This window comes from Algoriphagus formosus (assembly GCF_002807035.1).
Classification (GTDB): Bacteria; Bacteroidota; Bacteroidia; order Cytophagales; family Cyclobacteriaceae; genus Algoriphagus; species Algoriphagus formosus.
This window is the reverse complement of sequence record NZ_NIUC01000003.1, coordinates 197605-219837: the sequence shown is the minus strand read 5'-3', so window position 1 is coordinate 219837 and position 22233 is coordinate 197605. Positions and strand designations below refer to the sequence as shown.

Here is a 22233-nt window from a genome sequence, read left to right as displayed (position 1 = left end):
AATATCTACTCCCTACTCGCAAGCTTACGCTTCCTAATTCTCTCCCTCTCCTGATAGAACCTTATCTTCTCCTTCACCTTCTGAATACGGAGCTTTTTATTATAGGCAATCAAAAAGAAACAAAAGAGCAAAAAGTAAATCATGGTCATATTCTTCATGCGCATGATGATTCCCAGATTACTCAACGCATTCATAAAGGCCAAGGTAACAGGGACAAAGGTGATCATTCCAGCCTTGATAAAGAGGGGCATATCCCGAATCGCTTCCGGAGTCCAGTTTCGATAAATAAATAAACTCAACCAGAGATAAAGCAGGTTTTCAAAGGAGCTAAAAAAGGCAACAAAATTATGGGCATCAACAAATAGAGGCCTGAACATATACGTAAACAACTTCAATGGCCAAGGATAGGAGGAGATATCGAAGCCGGAACCCACATTACTAGTATTCAGGCCTTGACTTCTAACTCCTGACATAGTTTCTAAAGCTTCAAAGCTCAATTCCTCCAGCTTTAAAGCCTCAAGTGTACTAGGAAGTAGTAAAAAAGCTGCGGTAATTGCTAACCCACTTAAAACAATTTTGTATGCAATTTTAACCTCAGAGCCCAAAAGAATCGCCATTCCAGCACCAGATATCAAAGCCTGTCCCATATGGGGTCTAGCTAAGTAAACAAAAAACAATGCGATTGCCGCTTGCCACCAGCGGCTTTTGTATTCCTGAATGGCAAATAAAAACCAGGCAATACCCCAAAAACAAATCACATCTTTTCCTACACCTGCAGACCAAAAATGAAGATTTAAAAAGTAAAATACAGTAGGAAACAGCGGTATACCTAAAACCTCATGATTTGTGGGGAAAAGCTCTGCTGTCATCACAAAAATATAACGAATCCCAATAAAGCCCAAAGCTCCAAAAAGTATGTTCCCAGTCAAATAAGACAAGCCCATTAACTGACTGGGGATATAACATAGCCATAAAATAAAGGTAGTTCCCTCTCCAAAATAAGAAAACCACGTTTTCTCTCCTTTAATTAAAACCTGCTCCATCCCAAATTTCCAATAGCCCTGAGAGTCTCCCCCAAAATTGAGAATATACCAGGTAAAGAAGAAGCTAAAAAAGATATGGTAAGCCAGTAAATAGTGTAAATGCAGTTCATACTTTTTGGGTAGGCCAAATCGTTTCGCCATACTCGCATTGGAGTTGACGAGAGCGAGGATTACCAGAAGTATGACTAGGATGTCGAGCATTTAATTATTCAGGCAAAACAAGAATTTGATGATATTCTTTTTAGTGGGGGTCGTTTTGTTATCAGGTTATTATGGATGTGTTGTTATCAAGTTGTCAAGTTTTCATTGTTGTCGGATTATGGGTACGTCAACAATGACAACGACGATAACGATGACAACTAAGTAACTGCTCCTTATTATCCGATCTCTCCCGATATCTATAGAAATCCCTTCCTCTCCAACAACTCAAGATAAAGATTTTCGACCTCACGGCAGTAGCGCTCTGCACTAAAATGCTCCAAAGCTCGTTGTTTTCCTTTTTCTCCCATCTCTTGGCGAAGCTCAGGCTGTTCAATTAAAATTTGAATTTTTTCTGCAAGGGATTCAGGAGATAATGGCGGAACCAAATAGCCAGTTTCTTGATCCAGGACAATATCCTGTAATCCACCCACTTTGGTAGCAATTACCGGTAATCCGTGAAGCATTGCTTCCACTGCCACTAATCCAAATCCTTCTCGGGATGATGGAACAACCAAAACATCCATCATGGAATAAAAATTCTGGTTATGCGATTGATATCCTGCAAACATCACCTGATCCATCAGACCAAATTGATTTACTAAAGCCATTAGACTTTTTTTATCTGGCCCATCACCAATGATCAAAACCTTTAGAGAATCTGATTTAGTCAATTTTACAGCTTTTATCAAGTCAGATACTCGCTTATGATCATCAAATAGCCTTCCTACAAAGCCAATAACCAATTCATTTTTCAAAAGGGCCAGGTACTCTTGAATTTGATCTAGTTCACTTTCTTCTTTTTTTTCTGAAAGGGATAAACCATTTAATACTACCCTAATTTTATCTTTTTTGACTCCTGTTTTTTCTATCAAATACCTTCCAACATTACCAGAAATTGCTTGAATTACATCAGCTTGATTAGACATTAGCCGAAGTAGGAAATTAGCTTTTTTTGATCTATTCTGAGGATCTGATGTTTCCTCTAAAATGGTAATGGGTACCTTTCCCAACTTTCCACCAATCGCAGCCATGGACATTCCTTCGAAAATAGCTCCATGGATAATATGGGGTTTAAACTCCCGAATCACCCTCAACACTTGCTTATGTTTGGACCATTGAAGGGGATGCTTAAAACTTCCAATGGGAATCAAATCCACCCCTTCAGCTTCTAAGGCTTTTGCGATTGGGCCTCCTTTCCATGTACAAATAATTCGGTGATGAAATTTTTTCTTATCCAAACCACGAATTAAAGTAAGAAGCGTTTGCTCTACTCCTCCCGAGGCGATAGTTTCGATGCAATGGAGTACTCGAATTTTTTCAGTCATTGCGAGGGGACACACAAAAATTGGAGTGTTAGATAAGAATTAGTGCCCCGAAGCAATCTCCTTGAATTCAAAAGACTGCTTCGCTCCGTTCCTGCGCTCGCAGTGACGATGCAACGTAAACTCTTATTTTTCATATATTCTCAGTAACTCCCTAATATAATTATCTACCGAAAATCGCTCAGCTTCTTTTTTTGCGCGAGCTCCCATCGCTTCACGCTCCTCTACTGAAAAATCAATCATTTGCTGCATGGCCCCTTGAATACTATTGGTATCCAAAGGATCAATTAAAATCCCGGAGTTTGAATCTCCTAAAATCTCTGAAGCTCCTCCTACCTGGGTGACTATACTCGGCAATCCAGCTGTCATGGCTTCAGCCAAAGAAACCGAAGATCCCTCCCGCAAAGAGGGTAGAACAAAGACATCCGATTCTTCTAAAAATGGCCATACATTTGATTGAAAACCTAAAATCTCAACCCTACTCACTAATCCCTTATCTCTTATCTCTTTTTCAATATTCTCACGCTCTGGCCCCTCCCCCACAATCCTCAACCTCAACTCTCTATCAGGATTCGCCTTTACCAATTCATCAAAAGCCTGAATCAGTCGCCCCAAATTCTTTATCGGCACTAACCTACAGGTTGTCACAAAAACAAAACCTGTTGACTTATTTGCGACACTATTTACTACTGACCACTTACCACTTACTACTGGATTGTATAGAATCTTCACTTTTTCAGCACTCACTTCCCCCAATCCAACAATCTCCCTCTTCACCGCCTCCGAGATAGCGATAACTTGATGAGCCTGTTTGTACACAAATCGGAAAATCCATTTCCAAAAGCTATGGTGATTCGGAATCCCGATTTCTTCACCAATAATTCTATGAACTCCCGCAAACTTGGCTGCTAATATCCCGTGGAAATTTGCCTCTGATCCTTGGCAATGCACTACATCCAGATTGTAATTTCGAAGGAAATTTTGAAGCTGGAAAAGCAATGAAAAATTTGGAATTCTTACTCTTCTATTCCAAATATTAACTGCAACCCCATTTTCAATTAAATAGTTGGAGATTCGCCCGCCTTTTCCCAAAACTAAAATTGACAATTCTATATCCGTGCGATTAAAAACATTAGGAACTGAATTGGCAATAACCTGTTCCACTCCACCAAAATCCAGTTCAGAAACAATTCTTACTATCTTCAAATCAAGTGTAGATATATCGAAAACAGAATTTAAGGTAGTTTCTAAGGAATTTACCTAAAATGGGTTTGAGAAGAATAAATTGAAAAAAAGATAGAGGCATATAATAAGGGATTTGAGTAAAAAAAAAGGAATTTCTCGTTTTACCAATTAATTCTTGACCAACCCTATAATTAACTTCTGATCCTAAATATTGAAAAAGATTTAGCATTAAGTATTTATCCCTAAATGAATTCCAGGAGGGAAAATGATCTGAAATAGAATAATTTGGTTCAAAAATCTCTAATAAAATGGTTTGATCCAATCTTGGAATTGATGCTTTTTTAGAAGATGACACCAAGGTATAATGCATCAAAGAGGCATGGATATAAGCTGCTTTTCCAAACCAATCAAAAGTTCGTAACCAAACATCTATATCTTCCCCTCGGATTAAATACGATTTAAAACCAATATTACTTTCAAAAAAGCTTCTGTGTATAACAGTGGAAGAAGAGGTGAAAAGGGTATTGTAATCCGCCTTGGCGAAATAATCCTCAATTAACTCGATTTCTGGATTTTCAATACTATCCGGTAAGGAATCATTGGTGTAGGAAGTACCGACCATTCTGATCTCGGGATACTTTTCTAACACATGAATTATCCATTTTAAATAATCGGGATGCCACATATCATCTGCATCCAAAAATGCGATATAATCAAACTTTGCTTGGTTTATTCCTCTATTTCTCGCGGATGAGACCCCTTGGTTGGCTTGGTGAATCAGAACTACTTGATCACCATATTCATTTTTAATGATTTCCTCTCCGCCGTCGGTTGAACCATCATTGACCACAATAATTTCAAACTCTCGAAAAGTTTGTCCAATTACTGAATCAATGGTTTTTTTTACAAAAGGGGCTTTGTTATAGAGCGGAATAATTACGGAAAACAAATCACTACAATTAAGATAAAAGAATTCTTTTCAACCTAAGTGCATTTTTGAAACCAAAAAGCCTTGAAAGTCTCTGAAACTTGGGTCCGCCTATATAGGTAGATTGGTTTACTCCTTGGTTATTCATATACTGTTCCGCCTTTGCCAACAAATCAGGATAATTAGGAAATACATCGTAAATAAATTTTTGATACAATTTCTTCAGTGAATTTCTAATTCTTGGTGAATCTTCCACTTTCAAAACTGATTGTTCACAGGCTAGATAGGAGTCCAATAAGGATTTCATCGCCGAGTAGCTCTTTTGCTGACTAACATTTCCAACGCCAGGAATACGATAGTAAACTTTTCCTTTAGGTTCGAAAAGAACCTTTTCAGCATGTAGTAGCACTCGGCTAAAAAATTCACCGTCCTGATTGATTATCAACGATTCGTTCCAATTACCTGCTAACTTGATAAGATCCCGATGAGTCAGATACGACGAGATTGCCATCATCTCTTGGTAATTCCAAAATCTCAATTGCAAATCCAAACCCGAATCAAAATTTTGGAATACTCCATATGGGATTCGGTTATATTGTTCAATAGTAGCTTCAAAATTCACCCATTCACAAGTAGCGACAGAATCATAGCCTTTTCCATAAAGTAATTCTATTTGCGTTTCAATCTTATCAGGAGAAATCAAATCATCAGCATCAAGAAATTGAATATAATCCCCCTTAGAAGCCACAATCCCCCTATTTGTAGCAGCAGACACCCCTAGATTTTCTTGATTTATTAAAACGATTCGATCCGGGTATTTTTCAAAATAAGCCTTAAGAATTTCAAATGAGTTATCAATAGAGCCATCATCAACCAAAATAATTTCTGTATTGGGATAAGTTTGCCCTAAAGCGGATTCTAAGGTCCTGCCAACAAAAAGAGCCTTATTATAAACTGGAATAATGATGGATACAAGAGGGTATTGATTCTTGATTCTTGATTCTATCATCTATCTCTTGGTTTCTCCTCCCTTAATTAGATTGAAGTATTCTTGGATTGCCCCCCTATTAATGGCATGGCAAACTTGAAGTATTGGCATGGATTCTTTGGGAGAGAGAGTGAATAATCGCTTTAAGGCAAAGCGATATCTAGCCCAAAGAAATTGAATTAAATATTTCCTAAATGCCTTTGGATTTCCCTGAAATCTTCTGGTGAAGGCTCCCCCCAATAACCTTTGGTATTTATTCACCAAACCTGAAGTATGGTATCGGGCAGGGTGATTTATAACTAGACTTGGACAATATTCGATTTTATATTTGGAAAAAATTCTCCCGGAAAGCTCGGAATCCCCATTAGATTTTAATTCCGAATTAAAGCCTCCAAATTCCTGGATCACTGATTTATAGGAAAACCAATTCGCTGTAATCGCTTTTCCTTCTTTAGCATATGCCTCAGTGGTAAATCCTCCCGTGTACTTTTCATAAAGTTCAGCAGGAGATAAATTATTTATATCCTTGAAAAACAAGGAAACTGGTCCAGTTAAAATCCCAACTTCCCTTTTTTCATCTTTTTGAAAAAATTCATAAGCTACTTGAAGCCAAATTGAGTCTGGCAAACAATCAGAGTCTGTAAAAGCCAAAACATTTCCCTGAGCGTTTTGAATACCTTTATTTCTAGCAGCATAAGACCCCGGATTCGGTTCCAATAAAGATTTCAAAGAAAAGGAATAGGAACTAGGAATCAGGTCAAGCTTCTTTATTATAGGATCATTATTGACGACTAATACCTCAAACTCAAATCCTTTCTTATCATTTTTATCCAAGGCTTCCAAGCAGAGTTTTAACCTTTCTGTATCCTGATAGACTGGGATAATCACAGAAAAATAAGGGGCTTTTTCCTCAACCTTCATTTAAAACTTCTGTATAAACTGACTGCAACTGATCTCCAATAAGTTTAGAATCAAAGTGTTTTTTTACAAAGGCTCTACCTGCTTTCCCCATTTTATCTCGTAAGTCAGGCTGGTCAATTAACAATTGAATTTTTTCCACAAACCCATCAATATCTCCTTCCTTCACCAAAAATCCTGTCTCCCCATCTACCATTCCATATTTGATTCCCCCTACATCGGAACAAACCACAGGTAATTCCATGGCCTGTGCTTCTTGGATTACCAGACCTTGGGTGTCCCCAGCTTTAAAAATCGGATCTTGCATTCCAGGGTAAACATAAATAGAACTTTCATTAAATTCTTCGATAACTCTATCCTGTGAAAGTGTGCCTTTCAATTTGATCGAATTGGAAAGTCCAAACTCCTTAATTTTTTCTTCTATCTCTCCTCTTTGTTCTCCATCCCCAATAATGACTAATTCCAAACCTGGATTAGAAGGTAATAATTGACGAAAAATCTCAAACATAAGTAAGCCTCCCTTAAGATAAACAAGTCTTCCTAAAAACACTATCCTAATTTTAGATCTCGATAGGGAATTGTGTTGAGGTTTAAAATAAGAAAGACTTAATCCAACAGGCAAAACTTTAGCATGAGAACATGGAATAATATCTTCCACGAGAGATAGGCTATAAAATGAATTCACTATCAAGGCACTTGAGAATTTCTTTAATATTGCATATTCTTTTCTATAAAAATCTTTCCTAAATGGAAATATGTCATGGCCATGAAAGGATACTACTACTTTTGTATTGGGAATTAAACCTGCCATTTTCACCTTAGAGGCTAAAACTCCAATTTCTCCAAAATGGGCATGCAGAATATCCAAATCCTGAATCCCATTTAGAAAAATAAAATTGAATCCAAAAAGAGGCTCGATCTTCCTTGAAAAAATAGATTTCAATCCTTTTACTGTTCTTTTTGGATTTGCCTTACTTAAATTTGCAAATACAAACTTGAGCGTAAGCCACAATTTCGTTATCGTGTATCCTTTGGGATAGAAAAAATACTGTGTTTTCTCAATCAGATGATGAGTTTTGACTTGTTCGTGAATGATCTGGTCCTTGCTGGGATAAATAGAATAAATATTAACTTCATTTCCCTTATCAATCAAATCAATAATCTGATTGGCCAACCAAACTTCAGAAATTCTTGGAAAAGACTCTACTAAAATTCCGATTTTCAAAGGTTAAACTTGTTTTTTAAATAGTACAGTAAAAAATATTTATTAGTAAAAAGATTGAAAACTTGATATGATTTAGATTTAATATTGAGATTCCTTCCATAATTCTTAAAAAACCTATATTGCAATTTCATTCTTGAAATTTTAATCTGTTCAATTACATTTTTATTATTGAAAAAATTACTTTCAGTTTTTAATTCTTCAATTCTCTTTTTTAAATAGACCTCAGAAGAAAAAAGAAAACTAACACCACCAGGATGTTTACGATAAACTGACATTACTTCATTTAAATAGTAAGGTTTCCCCAATTCACAAAGTCTACAAAAAAGCAAGAAATCTCCATGTGAGTGTTCAATACTTTCAAAAAAGGTAAGATCAACTTTTCTAAAAAAGATAGAGCAAGTTGGAATGGAATCCAATTCAAAAAATTCCTGAAGATTTAAAACATTTTTTTTAAAAAATTCCGGATAAGATTTCTCGTCGAATTTTCCATTTCTAAGAATTTTAGCCTTATGAAAACAAAAACTACAGTCAGTATTTGCTTCCAAAACATCAATTTGTTTTAAAAGCTTTGAATTATCAGTCCAATAATCATCTCCTTCACAAATTGCAAGGTATTCTCCATTAGCTAAATTTAAAGTTTTAAAGAAGTTTCTTGTTGAGCCCAAATTCTTTGTTTGAGAAACAACTTGAACTGTCACATTTCGTTTTTGGAAATTTTCAAAAAAATCATGGATAACATTTAAAGTATTATCAGTTGAACAATCATCAGAGATAATTACCTCCATATGAAAATCACCCACTTGGGCGACGATACCTTTGATTGTATCAAGTATGTAAGATTCCTGGTTATATGTAATTACACAAACTGAAACAACTGTTTTTGAATATATTTTCAATTTTTTGTAATGTAGGATTACACCTAATTAAATCTTTTTTACTTATGAATTAAATACGCTTTTGAAACCCCTTTCTTTTCATACTTACCAACTACACTTACAAAAGGAAAACCAGCCAAAATCCGATCATTGGTACATATACTTTCTTCAGATGTCACTACATCATATTTATGGGCTTTGTATTCCTTTTGAAGTTTTCGCGAAAACCTGTAGACCAAGTAATAATACCAATTAGCAATCCTGAAGGGAATAACCCCATCCCAAATGGACTTATAAGGATAATAGGACTCCTTCATAATATAATTAAATACCTGCATGTCATAGTTTCCATCATCTCCAAGTTCAGAAAAAATAGAAATCATTTCTAGATATATCTTCTCCACCTTATCCTTTTTCCCACCAATAGTTCCGGGAGTAAGCATAGGGTAGTTAAAAAAACTAACAGATAATCTTTTATTGTATTTCCTGTTAAAATGATTTAATGCTTTAATTGCCCAAACCCCGTCCTTCCAGGTTTTTCTGATTCCACGACCTACCAATAACTTTTCAGGGTGTTGCTCAAGCAGTTTTAATGGATTCTTGTTGACAATTACATCATTGATATCCGTAGAAACTACAAAAGCACTATTTTTTAGGTGCTGTACAAACTCATAAAAAATAAAAAAACGCTCATCGTTGAGAGAGTGTGGGCCTAATTCACACTTGATAAAAAAGATTCTATCAGTTTGGTATTTCTTTTTAAATTCATCCGAAATGTTATCGCAAAAAATCACACCCCAAATTCCTAATTCACGAATACTTTCATACCAGTTTCTGAAATAGTCATAGTTATCTTCAGCCTGATGAACTGATCTCATAGGGTCCAACTTCGATGTAAAGTAAGTTGATAAAAAAATAATCCTTTCACTTGAAGAATTAAATGCATTAGAAACAAATTGAAAATTAGAGGTAATTCTTTGTTTCATATTAAGTCTAATTTTTAAGGTTTTGAGAAATCCCTAATTTGTTAAAAGCACCAAGGGTAAACCACTTAAATTTAGAAAGAACGAAAAAAATGTAGGGAAAAAAAAACATGATGTATTCCTGAAATGAAAATCTATACCCTTCATTTTTCAATATATTTCTATAATACTTTGCAACGTTATTATTAAAAGATTCTCGAATTGAGGAAGAAGTAATCCTAACTATATATTTATGCCGGATTTGCTCATTTTTACTCTTTTCCCAATGTTTTTCGTAAAATGGAATACAGTCTCTATAGTTGATAACTTTCAAATCATCCCTTACCCAATTTACTTTAACATCAAAATTTTCGAAATACGACCAAGCTTTCTTCATATGAGCTCTAATAAAAAAATCATAATCCTGATGTCTTTTTAAATCCTCATCAAATAAAATTTCCTGTGCAAGTTCTCTTCTTAAAATAAAAGAGGGAGTTGGGCAAAAAACATCATCACTTAGAATAAAGTCGAATATAGACTCTCCATCTCGTATATTTCGTGATGATAATTTTTGGGTATAATTTTTACTAACAACGATAGCTCCACTGAATAAAGCTTCAATATTATTTGAGGTCAAGAACTGAAGTGCCAATTCAAGCCTATTCGGACCCCATATGTCATCAGAATCTAAAAGAGCTACGAATTCTCCTTTAGCTAATTGAATTCCATAGTTCCTTGCAGCATTGCCACCTTTTTTTCGATTTCTTGGTCTTTTAAAAGGTTTTATCCGATGATCTTTATTTGCATAACCTTCTATTATTTCCCATGAACTATCCGTGCTATGATCATCTATAATAATACACTCCCAGTTTTTGAAGGTTTGAAGTAAAACAGAGTTTATAGAATTTTCTAAATACGAAGCCTTGTTAAAGTTTGGTATAATAATTGAAAATCTGGGAATAACCACAAGTTAAAATTTATAAAGGTTTTCAGTATGTCTAAAATTAGTTAAATAATTAAAATTACTTTTGACATAATTATGCGCTGCCTTACTAACCATTGAATAGTATTCAGGATCAATAATTAATTGAATTATCTTATCTGCTAATTTTTCAACATTTTTGTCAATAACAAGAAACCCAGTTTTTCCATTAATTAATGTTTCTGAAACTCCACCAGTATCAAAGGCAATAACCGGCAAGCCAAATAATTGTGCTTCAATTGAAGCAATACCAAAACTTTCAACTCTTCCTGTACTATCTCTTGTAGATGGAAATAAAAACAAATCATTAGACTCAAAATGTTCAAAAATTTGAAACTGAGTCTTGCTTCCTAAAATTTCTACTGAATTTTCAAGATTATATAACTTTATAAATTTTTGAAGATTATTTAATTCTTTGCCATCACCTATTATCGTATATTTTATCTTATAACCTAAACGAACTAAAGATAAAACTGATTTTAAGGCATAAAAATGACCTTTAATCTCTACTAATCTTCCCACTGAAATAATTCTTATATTGTTGATATCTATTTTTCTTCCTTTAAAAGAAACCTTAGAAACATCTATGCCGTTATAAATTCTTTCAATTTTATTAATATCTAATCCCAGATTAATTAAATTACCTTTAGTATAGTTAGAGTTAGCTATAAATTTAAAAACATATTTATTAAGAATCGGAATAAATTCCTTTTGATTTTTTGAAAGTAAATCTACGTCATATCCATGAAAAGAAACAATAATCTTTGCATTAATCAAACCATAAAACTTTAATTTATTTAAAGGAGTGAATTCTTCACAATAATGAACATGAAACACCTCGGCTCTAAAAACCTTATAATATTCTTTTATAAGATAAAAAAAATTATAACTCATTTTCCTTTTTATAACAGAAAATTTCAATAAAACAAATATTAATAGAGGATTTTTTATACAATCCCAAACTAAATTTCTGACCTTTCTAAAATTAGTACTAGGTATAGATTTAATAGAAATGACTTTATCCATTAAATTATACTTCCTTATAAGTTCCGGTTGAGAGCTATTTTTAATTGAATTCTTACTTTTAACAAGAATTTTCACATCATAGCCACTTTGAATTGCAGCAACAATACTATGAACGATAAAAGTTTCTGAAAAAGTAGGGAATTGACTTGTTTTAAAAACTATCATTTTATATTCCTATAAACAAGATGATCTAATATTTTTTTTATATGGTGTAATAATAGTTTCAAACTATTTGGTTTGTCTATCCTGAATAGATTACCTAAACATTTTATATATAAAAAGAAATTACCTGATCTTAAATAAAAATCTGAAGCTCCTTTATATCCACTAAAATTTCTTTCTCTTAAAATTGAATATGGAATATTCGGAGCAATATCTATAATTAAAGAATTCCATTTTTCCATTGTTTTGGCCCATTCTAATTTATCTGATCCCAAAACCATTCCTGAAGGATGCCTCCTATAAACAGACGATAAATAATTATCAAACCTAATCACCCCTAGTTTTGAAAGAAAAACCCATAAAATTACATCGCCTAGAATTTTATCTAAATTTTTATATAAGTAATCTGAGTTTCTAAACAATACAGATGCAGTAGAAAATTGTCTTTCTCTCAATATCTCAAACACACTAACATCTCTAGTAGGTCCATCGCTAAATTTCCTTTCAGTATTCCTAGAAACTTCGTACCAAATAGAATTATCAGCAATCATAACATAATCTTGATTGGAATCTAGAAATGCAACTTGTCTTTGAAGTTTTAAAGGGTCTGTCCAATAATCATCTCCTTCACAAATAGCAATATACATTCCTTCACATTTTTTCAAACCTTTTATAAAATTTTCACTCATACCCAAATTTTCCACATTTCTTTCATATCTAATCCATGAGCCATTAGGATGATTCTTAATATAATCTAAAATAATAGAGTTTATATTAAACGGAGATGCATCATCTAAAATAATCAATTCAACCCCAAAATCCACTTGTTGCGATAACACACCCTCTATAGCTTCTTTTATAAATAGGTGATGATTATATGTAATCATACAAACTGAAACTTTTGGCGAATTATACATCACTTTGAATTAATAGAAAAATTAATTTCAGGCCTTATAAACCCAGGTATTTTTCCTAACCAATTCATTTCTCGCATTCTTGTTTCCACAACCTCAAAACTTAACACATCTTTTACATGACAAAGCACTTTTGAGCTATCTTTAACTATCATTACCGAAATTGAAAATAATCCATCATTCAACAATTTCCCCGGAATTAAACATTTAGCATTATGAAGACCTTTATCCAATTTAACTCCCGGTAATTGAGAATGTAGATTCATTAGGCACTCGCCGGTTCCAGTAAAAAACCGAAGACTTAAATTAATTTCTTGATTAAATTCTAAAATCCAAAACCATATAGAGATTTCAAAATCTTCTTCTCTATCTATATAATTTTTTTCACCTGAATTTGACCCAATTAATTCAACAGATTTAAATTTAGCCATATCATCTCCAGGTGCACTTTTAAAATCCCATTCAATCTTTCGATTTGAACTAATTGACTTTTGTAAATAAAAATCAATCACGCTAGTAGTTCGATCATTTTTAACTATAATTCCATTTTCTATTAACAATACTCTATCACAAAGATTTTTTACTGCCTCCAAATTATGACTTACAAACAAAACCGTTCTTCCACTTACAGATACATCTTTCATCTTCCCCAAACACTTTTTCTGAAACTCAAAATCCCCCACAGCCAATACTTCATCGATAATCAAAATCTCAGGTTCCAAGTGTGCTGCAACAGAAAAACCCAAACGGACGCGCATCCCGGAGGAATAGAACTTTACAGGCGTATCGACATATTTTTCCACCCCTGAGAAATCAATGATCTCATCCAGTTTTCGGTCGATTTCCTTTTTCGTCATTCCGAGAATGGTCCCGTTCATGTAGATGTTTTCCCGGCCAGTAAGTTCAGGGTGGAAACCTGTTCCTACTTCCAAAAGTGCAGCTACCCGGCCATTCATTTCGATACGGCCCGAAGTGGGTTCGGTGATTTTGGAGAGAATCTTTAGCAGCGTGGATTTACCTGCCCCATTCTTTCCGATAATGCCCAAGACTTCTCCTTGCTTGACTTCAAAGCTCACGTCTTTTAATGCCCAGTGAACCGATTCCTCCTCTTCATCGAATTTTCCAAGACTTTTGATCCGTTGAAAATTCTTTACCGGAGCTTTAAGATTATTCCAAAGCTGTTGAGCAAAGGTATCGGCTTTCTTTTCTTGCAGGCCGATTCTGTAGCGTTTGGAGAGATTTTCTACTTTAATAATGGTGTCTGACATACCCCCTAAATCCCCCTAAAGGGGGACTTTATCGTTCCAGAATTTATTTTAGTATTCAATTTGAATATATTTAATAATTGGTCTTCGGTAAACACTCCTCCCCTTCAGGGGAGCTCGGGAGGGGTACCCCCCTGCCCCACGCCTCGGTGCGCAGGCCTAAAGGGGAGTTTTGATTCGTATTAAAATTAAGTATTGAATTCACAATGTTGGTTTATCTATAATCTTTACCTTTTCTAATTCTTTCAATCTCACTTAGAATTCTATTTAAAACAGTTTGAATTTCGTTTAGAACCTCATCGTTTGAAAAGCGAAGGATGTTTAAGTCTAGTTGCTGAAGATCCTCTTCTCTACCGTTATCTCTAATTCTTTGATCTTCGCTTTGATGTATTCCTCCATCAATTTCGAGAGCCAATAGATATTCGTGACAGAAAAAATCTACTATGTATTTTGAAACTGGATGCTGTCTTCTAAAGTGAAGTCCGTTGAGTCGATTTGCTCTTAATTTTTCCCAAAGAATTTGTTCGGCTGGAGTCATTTGTTCTCTCAGCTCTTTTGCCCTTCGGAAAATTTCAGGTGAAGCCTTGTGATGCATTTTACCCTCAGTCCCCTCAGTCTCCTCCCGAATCAAGTTCGGGACAGGCTCTAAAGGGGGGATGGAATCTTCCGTATTATAGTTGCCAATCTCCATCAATTACTTTCTTTCTATTTTGGGACGGTCTCCCCTCCTTTAGGAGGGGTCGGGGGAGGTAGTTATGCGACATCGGCAAATATTTTCTCCATTTTTCTTCCCGATTTCTCTTTGTTTTTTTATCTAATCGGGACCGCCTCATGGGTCAGGTTTACGCAACGTCTGCAAATACTCGTTCCATTCGGCGGAAGTAAAACAAGCCAAAAACAAAAAGCACTACTGCCACAATAGCCCCTGGCCAAATCCATTCCCAAGGCATTGGGCGACTCAAAAACATAGCTCGAATGCCTTCTATGACTCCCACCATAGGATTCAGCGAATAGAGGAATTGATATTGTTCAGGAACAGCTGTCGTACTGTAGACGACTGGAGCTCCATAGAGAAGGAGTTGGACAATAAATCCTAGTGCATACTTCACATCCCTGTATTGCACAGCCATGGCAGATAGAATCATTCCAATTCCAAGCGAACAGGCCAATAACTGAATTAATAACAGTGGAAGAAAAACCACTTGCCATCCTGGAAGCACTTGAAAGTAAATCAGCAAGAACAAGAGAACAGCGAAGGAAATAATAAAATCCAAGAGCTTGGAAAAGATCGCAGCCAGTGGAAGTATCAAGCGAGGAAAATAAACTTTGGTGATCATCCCTGCATTAGCCACTAGGCTATTGGCTGATTCGGAAAGCGTACCTGAGAAGTAGTTCCAAGGCCATAGTGCTAAGTAAGAAAACAGGATATAGGGCATCCCATCGGAATCCACTTTTGCTAAGCCACCGAATACCACTGTAAATACCAAGGTGGTAAAGAGGGGCTGAATTATAGCCCAACCAACTCCCAAAATTGATTGAGCATAGCGGGCTTTGATTCCACGGACTGTGAGGAAATAGAGCAAGTCTTTATACCTCCATAGTTCCTGAAAATCTACTACTTTCCAGCCTGCTGAGGGCTGTATTATTGTTTTACTCATAGATCTAAAATCCTCCCTGGTACCCCAATCACTTTTACTCCATCCGGTACATCCTGAGTTACCACCGAACCCGCACCGACGATGACCTGATTTCCTATTTTTACTTTTGGTAGAATGGTGGCATTGGCTCCTATGCTGCATTTATCTCCGACCTGTGACGCACCTAGCAGTACCGCTCCCGGATTGATCTCTGAGAAGTCTCCTACCCGTACATCATGGTGGATTTGAGCTCCGGTATTGATCAGGGTTCCTGTTCCGATATGGGTATTTGCCCCGATAAAGCAGAGGTTGAAAATGTCCGCTTCATTGCTATTGGAGAAATTGCTGAAAGCTATTCCCCTTCCTTTGATCGACCGATGTGTACCACCCCAAGCCCTAAACTTTTGATAAAACATTATCCTGACTTGGGGATTACCCGTCCCTAATATAAAGTCTGGGGTCTTGCTGAGGTACTCTTTAGCCATTTCCTCATTTTTGAGCACGGGAAAACCATGGAGGGAAGTGATGCCTGTCAGGTCATCGTAAAAGGCCAGATCTGCTGTCATTTCCTCAGAAATTAGGATATCTAAAAGTTCTATGGCATGTCCTCCGGCTCCGGCGATTAGCATCTTTGGTGATTAGTTGATTAATTGTCGAATTGATGAACTGATGAGTTGAAGGTTTTGGGTTGTACGTTCTACGTTTTGGGTTCGAGGTTCTAGGAATTATGAATGTTGAATGAGGAATTAGGAATTGGTCGGTAGTTGTTGAATTGATGAACTGATGAATTGACGAATTGAAGTTTAAGCCTTAAATTCATAGAATGTTGAATTAGGAATTAGGAATTGGTCGAACGTCGAACAATGTGGGTTTTGGGTTGTACGTTTAATGTTAATCCTTTTTGATGATGGAAAGCAGGCTTTAATCAAGCTCAAGCTTTTTGATAAGGTACTGATCAACCCAACCTGGAATTATATCCTGTTTAATCAGTACTTTTCTGTCATTTTTTTCAAGGATCAAATTTCTATTCCTATTTGAACTATCAATAATAAATGCCCTATCTGCAAGCAAAAAGGCTTCATTTAATAATTCTAATGAACGATAGTATCTACTTTCAATCAAAGAACTTGGAACGTCATGACCACCCATTTCGGTGCGGTTTTTTACCCTAAGAATATTGATCGAAGGATCGTCTGTACAAATAAAATACAGGTAACACTTATACCCCAAAGCCTTAGCCTCCGAGATAAAATCCAATTTGGAAGGGTGAGACATCACCGTCTCAAAAGAAAATGACTTTTTGTGTTTCAGGAGGCAGTATCTAAAAAAAGCTGCAATTATTGACGCCAAGTAACTATTTATCTCACCATCCCATACCAAAATCCCCTCTTCTACTTTTAATATCGCCTTGTCAAAATGTTTGGACCTAGGATCCTTTTTACTATATACCTCAAAAAATTCATTCCAATCAGACTGCTTTGGTAAAGGCTTTCCTAAAATTTCTTCTAAGTCCAAAAACCCTTTCTTTGAAAGTTCATATTCCAAAATATCTGCATTGATAAAGACTCCAAGGTTAAAATCCTTACCAATTGTGCTGATAAGAGTAGTTTTACCACTACCATTTGGACCTGCAAAAAGCCTGAATTTTGGAAGCTTACTCACTTTTTATTTGAAAACTCCCTCTATTGATTTTAACCGATTTAAATTTTGAGTCTCTAACGACTTCTTCAGAACCATCAGGACTAATCTTAATCAACTTATTATTTCTAACTACCAAATCATCCAAACCTAATACACGGATCATCTTTTGTGAAGATTTGTTTGCTCGTTGTTGCGCTTTTATAAGGTTTTCGGCATTAAGTTCTTTAGTATTCATAGGCATAAAGTAATATTTTTTAATTTAAAATCAATCTGTTCTTTGTAAAGAACCTCATTGAATATATCCTTGTTTCTTTTTTTACTTTCGGAGTTTGATACCAAGCCGTGGAATCTCTGATCTTAAGGGTAAAGCTTAAATCTCAAATTATTTTCGAACTGATGAATTGTGGAATTGAAGAACTGGGGAACTGATTAATTAACGAATTGAGAAGTTAAGAGTTAAACGTTAAGAGTTAAATGTTCGGAATTGCCTGAATTATGAATGTTGAATGAGGAATTAGGAATGGGCTCGAACTTAGAACATTGAACGCTGAACGTGGAACCTCTAACCTTTATGTTGTCATCATCCTTTGATACCTTCCTTTTCTCAGGTAAAGTAGGCCTGTTACTCCCAAGAGTAAGACTACTCCGATTAGATAGGCCCAAAAGCTGCGGTATTCGGGAAGATGAACCGCCCACTTTTGAATCTGAAGATTAGTGCTTCTTGCCGGTTGGGCAAGCCATTCGATGAGTTCGGGGGAATTCACCTGAAGCCAGGCAAGCGATAAGAGCAAGCCATAGCATCCTATTAGGATCAGGTCCTTAGTATGCCATCGATAGCGCTTGAGTCCTTTAAGCAAGATAATCGCCCAAAGTGGAACCCATGCTGCCAAGGTGCTAGCCGTGAAGAAAGGAAGGATAGCCATTCCTACCCAGATGGTAGCCACTGCCGCCCAGCCTTGACGTCCGAGTTGCTCCGTAAAGCGATGCAGGTACATGGCCGTGAAGAGTAAAACCAATCCCCATTGGAGAACTAAGCCAAGCAAGAAATCTAAAGGAAAACGGAAACTCCCCCTTCCAATATCTTGCAGCATTTGCGTAAGTCCCAAGGCTTCGTTTTTCCCGGAAAGCAGTACTAAAACCAGCAGGATTCCCATCAGAACCATAATCCCCTTATTGAGTCGGTTGGGCCGAGCCCGCTTTTTCAGTAAGGCTAGAGATTGCTCCCAATCGATGGTATTTCGCTGAGCAATCCAGATACTAAGGGGTGCCATGGCTAATAGAGAGATCACATGGGCAATTTGGGCCCATATATCACGCTCACCCCAGCCCCAGAGTCCCCATCCGGCTATGGCCAGCAAAATGGGTAAGCCTACTGCGAATAAAAGAGGGAAAGTGGATTTGGGTCGTTCCCCAACATAGGGAACGAGTTTGTCTCCCGGAAGAAATAGCATTAGCATACCCGAGATCACAAGTAAGGGTGATACAAAGGCTCCAAGGAGGGAAACCATACCCAATTTGAATTTTTCGTAGCGGAGGAAGTAATTGGCCTGCCCCATTCCGAGTGCAAAAGCAGCCCCATCAGGGCTGAAGGGATGATACCAAAATTCCTTGAGCCATGTGAAATTGAAAAAGAGCAAAATAAATCCCAGGGTCATGAGGGGAGTTTTGGCCCGAATCTTCTTACAAATCCGGAAATACCAATAAACCGAAATAGCCAGATAGACAAGTTGCCATAGAATCATGCCATTTCGCATTCCATCATTATCCTTGACGATGTGTAAGGCTGAAAAAGAAAGATTGAGCAGGGCAAATGGAAGAATACGGGTGAGTTGGACTAGATTATATCCTTGCTCCTCGATGCTCTCCACAAAGGTCTGTCCTACCGTACGGTAAAAAACTCCATCGTCAATCGCCCCTTCATTGACGGGTATTTTTTCCCCATTAATCTGGAAAAAGACGACGAGAGCTAGAAGGGATATGAGGAAAAGTGGTCGCAGAGGGTTAGGAATTATGAGTTAGGAATGTAGAATGAGGAGTTAGGAATGTTGAGTTAGGAATGATGAGATGTGAGAGGTTCTGGGTTCTGGGTTGTACGTTTTGGGTTCTACGTTGTACGTTTTGAGTTTTGGGTTGGAGAACGCTGAACGAAGAACCATGAACATGGAACGTTTATGAGTATTTATTTCCTTTTCGGTCTGAATTTTTTAAATAGATCATCAAAGAATTGATTTTAGCTTTAAGTTTCTCTGTTAAAAGAAGTATTTTATTTAATTCCTCTTCGTCAATATACTTAAAATCATAGGCCCTATAGGCTTGTGATCTAGTTTCAGAGTTTGAGCCCTTGGCAATTGATAAAAATTGAAAGAACTCTTTATTTCCATCTCTATCAAATCCTTCTGCAATGTTGTCCATAGTAGATCCAGAGGCACTTGTAATTTGAGCAACGAATTTGTAATCTTTTGAAAACTCACTTTTTCGAGTTAGCTCTTTAATTGTCAAAGCTATTTCTCTCGCTTCTTTCCAAATTTCCAAATCTTCAAAACGTTGAACTTTCATGTGGCGCGTTGTAAGTTTTGGGTTTGACTAACGCTGAACTCTTAACCTAGAACGTGGAACGATTACAGCTTCGCCCTTTCACTCACATTGAGGAGCTAGAAATGAGGAATGAGGAATTGAGAGTTATGAATGTTGAATTAGCAATTAGGAATTAGAGTCCCAACAGAAAATAATGCTGATACTTTAATTCTTCATTAGTCAATTCATAATTCTTCATTAATTACAGCTTCGCCCTTTCACTCACATTGAGGAGCTAGAAATGAGGAATGAGGAATTAAGAGTGATGAATGTTGAATGAGGAATTAGAGTCCCAACAGAAAATAATGCTGATACTTTAATTCTTCATTAGTCAATTCATAATTCTAAATTCCCTTCCGCACAGCTTCGCCCTTTCACTCCCATCGAGGAGCTAGGAATTAGGAATGTTGAATTAGGAGTGAAGAATTAGGAGTTCAGATATAGATCTTAAATCTAACTGACACAAATTCATCATTTATCAATTCATAACTCTTCATTTTTCCCGTTTTTCGAGATCGCAATGATGTTCCTTTCTTAAGATCGCTTCGTCGGCCTAGTTGACCTCCTCACAATGGCGACTGAGTAATAAATTTACTCGGTGCTTTTGGAATTGCAAATTTATTTTTTGAAAGAATGGGATTTTGGGGCTATTGTCGAATTGATGAACTGAGAAGTTAATGGTTAAATGTTAAGCGTTAAGCGTTAAGGGTTAATGTGAAGTTCGAAGTTCGTGGTTCCTTGTTCCAAGTCGAATTGATGAACTGATGAATTGTCGAACTGAGAAGTTAAAGGTTAATTGTTAAGCGTTAAGGCGTTTTCCAGAGTTATGTGAACGTAGAACGCTGAACATAGAACCTTGAACGTTGTACCTTTTGGCTTCTCGACTCCGCTCGATGTGACAGTTTGGAGTTTGGAAGTATGGGGGTATGGGGGTTAAATGTTAAGCGTTAAGCGTTAAGCGTTAAAGGTTAATGTGAAGTTCGAAGTTCGTGGTTCCTTGTTCCAAGTCGAATTGATGAACCGATGAATTGATGAATGGAGAAGTTAAGAGTTAAATGTTAAGCGTAAAGCGTTAAAGGTTAATGTGAAGTTCGAAGTTCGTGGTTCCTTGTTCCAAGTCGAATTGATGAACTGATGAATTGTCGAATGGAGAAGTTAAGGGTTAAATGTTAAGCGTTAAGGCGTTTTCAAGAGTTATGTGAACGTAGAACGCTGAACATAGAACCTTGAACGTTGTACCTTTTGGCATCTCGACTCCGCTCGATGTGACAGTTTGGAGTTTGGAAGTATGGGGGTTAAATGTTAAGCGTTAATTGTTAAGGGTTAATCCGAGGTATTGTTAGAGGTTAATGGTCTTGGTTCTTGTTTCTGATTTCTTGGTTCTCCCTTTTACCACTTATGTCTTGATACTAGCTACTTGATACCTAGTACTTGGTTGATGCTTCTTGAATGCAATCCCAAACGCTTTTATTCTTGTATTCGGGTCGCCATAAAAGTCCTAGGGCCAGATTGATTTCGTAAGACTCGAAATGCTCAATTCCTCCACCTGAGTATTGGGTCAATTCCCCAAAGTAAATTTTCCCTCCTACTGAATAAAAGTCTGCTCTCGCATGCACAAAGGGCTTGGACAAAGTCTCGGCAATTTCAATCATTTTATCATGGGTAGAATAGGAAGGAATGTCTTCCAAATCAGGTATGCCTGACTGCACCCCATGGATAAGTTGGAGGTCTGGATCGGTAAATGCACGGGATGGTTTTCCAAAGCGCCCATTGAAAAAGAGAATGAATTTGACCTTTCCATAAAAGCAATAGAATTTGATATCCATGGGAATATCTCCCTCTTCGTTTCGGATCACTTTTTCGCAAATAATCTTTCTCGGAATATCGCGATAGGCCCATTCATGACGTCTTTGTCCATAGCTTGAATTGAGCCAAGCCTTGGCAAGTTGGAGCGTCTTATGAGGATCAGCACCAGGCATGACCAATTTATTGGTGCCGGATCCATGGTTGGCTTTCATGAAAAATTCTTTTTGCCAAAGTTCCTCGGGAAAGTCTCTAGCAATCTTGCTGACATGATAGATGGGAATCAGAATTTCCTCTGCCTCTTTGGTGCCCAGTTTCTGGCGAACATAATCTCTCACTGCAAACTTATCTGTAGTCTGAATAAGAAGTGGGTCTCGGGCAAATAAAATTTTATGAACCACCCATTCATTGTAGGTCCAGGGATCATGAAGGTTAAGGTCAAATCCATTGTGCCTTTTGAAGATCTCATGCAGTTTTGGATAGCCCAAGATTCGCTCCCGGAGGTCATAGAGCCGATCGTAGGTGCTATTCAGTTTTGCTTTTAAGTTCAATTGCTGGGGATTCGTGTTTAGTAATGAATGC

The 22233-nt window shown here is 36.7% G+C and carries 21 protein-coding genes; all 21 read right to left on the bottom strand.

Features of this window, described 5'->3' with window-relative positions; translation table 11 throughout:
* Window positions 1-5 precede the first annotated feature (5 nt).
* Window positions 6-1244 carry a hypothetical protein gene (locus tag CDH51_RS16375; RefSeq protein ID WP_232724843.1) on the bottom strand — a complete coding sequence of 413 codons (1239 nt, stop codon included), beginning with the start codon at window positions 1242-1244 and terminating at the stop codon, window positions 6-8.
* A 197-nt stretch (window positions 1245-1441) separates the two neighbouring features.
* The gene (locus CDH51_RS16370) at window positions 1442-2569 is read right to left on the bottom strand and encodes a glycosyltransferase (RefSeq protein ID WP_100629629.1); all 1128 of its coding nucleotides are present in this window, start codon (window positions 2567-2569) and stop codon (window positions 1442-1444) included.
* Between the two features lie 123 nt (window positions 2570-2692).
* Complete coding sequence (locus CDH51_RS16365; RefSeq protein ID WP_100629628.1) at window positions 2693-3772, bottom strand: glycosyltransferase; 1080 nt, start codon at window positions 3770-3772, stop codon at window positions 2693-2695.
* Window position 3773: 1 nt separating this feature from the next.
* On the bottom strand, window positions 3774-4700 hold the full coding sequence (locus CDH51_RS16360) for a glycosyltransferase family 2 protein (protein WP_100629627.1): 927 nt from the start codon (window positions 4698-4700) through the stop codon (window positions 3774-3776).
* A 10-nt stretch (window positions 4701-4710) separates the two neighbouring features.
* A complete protein-coding gene (locus CDH51_RS16355) occupies window positions 4711-5688 on the bottom strand; it encodes a glycosyltransferase family 2 protein (protein WP_100629626.1) in 978 nt (325 codons plus the stop codon).
* The gene (locus CDH51_RS16350) at window positions 5689-6588 is read right to left on the bottom strand and encodes a glycosyltransferase (RefSeq protein WP_100629625.1); all 900 of its coding nucleotides are present in this window, start codon (window positions 6586-6588) and stop codon (window positions 5689-5691) included.
* Window positions 6578-7738: a glycosyltransferase family 4 protein gene (locus CDH51_RS16345; protein WP_157807141.1), complete on the bottom strand. Its 1161-nt coding sequence runs from the start codon at window positions 7736-7738 to the stop codon at window positions 6578-6580. The genes CDH51_RS16350 and CDH51_RS16345 overlap by 11 nt, the downstream gene beginning before the upstream one ends.
* A gap of 68 nt (window positions 7739-7806) precedes the next feature.
* The gene (locus CDH51_RS16340) at window positions 7807-8706 is read right to left on the bottom strand and encodes a glycosyltransferase (RefSeq protein WP_157807140.1); all 900 of its coding nucleotides are present in this window, start codon (window positions 8704-8706) and stop codon (window positions 7807-7809) included.
* A 38-nt stretch (window positions 8707-8744) separates the two neighbouring features.
* Window positions 8745-9671 carry a hypothetical protein gene (locus tag CDH51_RS16335; RefSeq protein WP_100629622.1) on the bottom strand — a complete coding sequence of 309 codons (927 nt, stop codon included), beginning with the start codon at window positions 9669-9671 and terminating at the stop codon, window positions 8745-8747.
* Window positions 9672-9678: 7 nt separating this feature from the next.
* Window positions 9679-10614, bottom strand: coding sequence for a glycosyltransferase family 2 protein (locus CDH51_RS16330; protein WP_100629621.1), 936 nt, complete (start codon window positions 10612-10614; stop codon window positions 9679-9681).
* A 3-nt stretch (window positions 10615-10617) separates the two neighbouring features.
* Window positions 10618-11820, bottom strand: a complete 1203-nt coding sequence (locus CDH51_RS16325; protein WP_100629620.1) for a glycosyltransferase — start codon at window positions 11818-11820, stop codon at window positions 10618-10620.
* Window positions 11817-12704: a glycosyltransferase gene (locus CDH51_RS16320; protein ID WP_157807139.1), complete on the bottom strand. Its 888-nt coding sequence runs from the start codon at window positions 12702-12704 to the stop codon at window positions 11817-11819. Before CDH51_RS16320 ends, CDH51_RS16325 begins: the two co-directional genes overlap by 4 nt.
* 29 nt (window positions 12705-12733) lie before the next feature.
* Window positions 12734-13999 (bottom strand): ABC transporter ATP-binding protein, encoded by a 1266-nt coding sequence (locus CDH51_RS16315; protein ID WP_100629618.1) that lies wholly within the window; start codon window positions 13997-13999, stop codon window positions 12734-12736.
* 211 nt (window positions 14000-14210) lie between these two features.
* Window positions 14211-14591 (bottom strand): endonuclease domain-containing protein, encoded by a 381-nt coding sequence (locus CDH51_RS16310; RefSeq protein WP_100629859.1) that lies wholly within the window; start codon window positions 14589-14591, stop codon window positions 14211-14213.
* Window positions 14592-14838: 247 nt separating this feature from the next.
* Entirely contained in the window at window positions 14839-15654 is an 816-nt protein-coding gene (locus tag CDH51_RS16305; protein ID WP_100629617.1) for an ABC transporter permease, read from the bottom strand.
* The gene (locus CDH51_RS16300; RefSeq protein WP_100629616.1) at window positions 15651-16262 is read right to left on the bottom strand and encodes a PglD-related sugar-binding protein; all 612 of its coding nucleotides are present in this window, start codon (window positions 16260-16262) and stop codon (window positions 15651-15653) included. The genes CDH51_RS16305 and CDH51_RS16300 overlap by 4 nt, the downstream gene beginning before the upstream one ends.
* Before the next feature lie 292 nt (window positions 16263-16554).
* A complete protein-coding gene (locus CDH51_RS16295) occupies window positions 16555-17295 on the bottom strand; it encodes a hypothetical protein (protein ID WP_100629615.1) in 741 nt (246 codons plus the stop codon).
* Complete coding sequence (locus CDH51_RS16290; protein ID WP_157807138.1) at window positions 17288-17509, bottom strand: hypothetical protein; 222 nt, start codon at window positions 17507-17509, stop codon at window positions 17288-17290. Before CDH51_RS16290 ends, CDH51_RS16295 begins: the two co-directional genes overlap by 8 nt.
* Before the next feature lie 334 nt (window positions 17510-17843).
* Window positions 17844-19142: a hypothetical protein gene (locus CDH51_RS16285; RefSeq protein ID WP_100629613.1), complete on the bottom strand. Its 1299-nt coding sequence runs from the start codon at window positions 19140-19142 to the stop codon at window positions 17844-17846.
* A gap of 301 nt (window positions 19143-19443) precedes the next feature.
* On the bottom strand, window positions 19444-19830 hold the full coding sequence (locus CDH51_RS16280; protein ID WP_100629612.1) for a four helix bundle protein: 387 nt from the start codon (window positions 19828-19830) through the stop codon (window positions 19444-19446).
* Window positions 19831-21272: 1442 nt separating this feature from the next.
* Entirely contained in the window at window positions 21273-22202 is a 930-nt protein-coding gene (locus CDH51_RS16275) for an ATP-grasp fold amidoligase family protein (RefSeq protein ID WP_157807137.1), read from the bottom strand.
* Window positions 22203-22233: the final 31 nt, after the last annotated feature.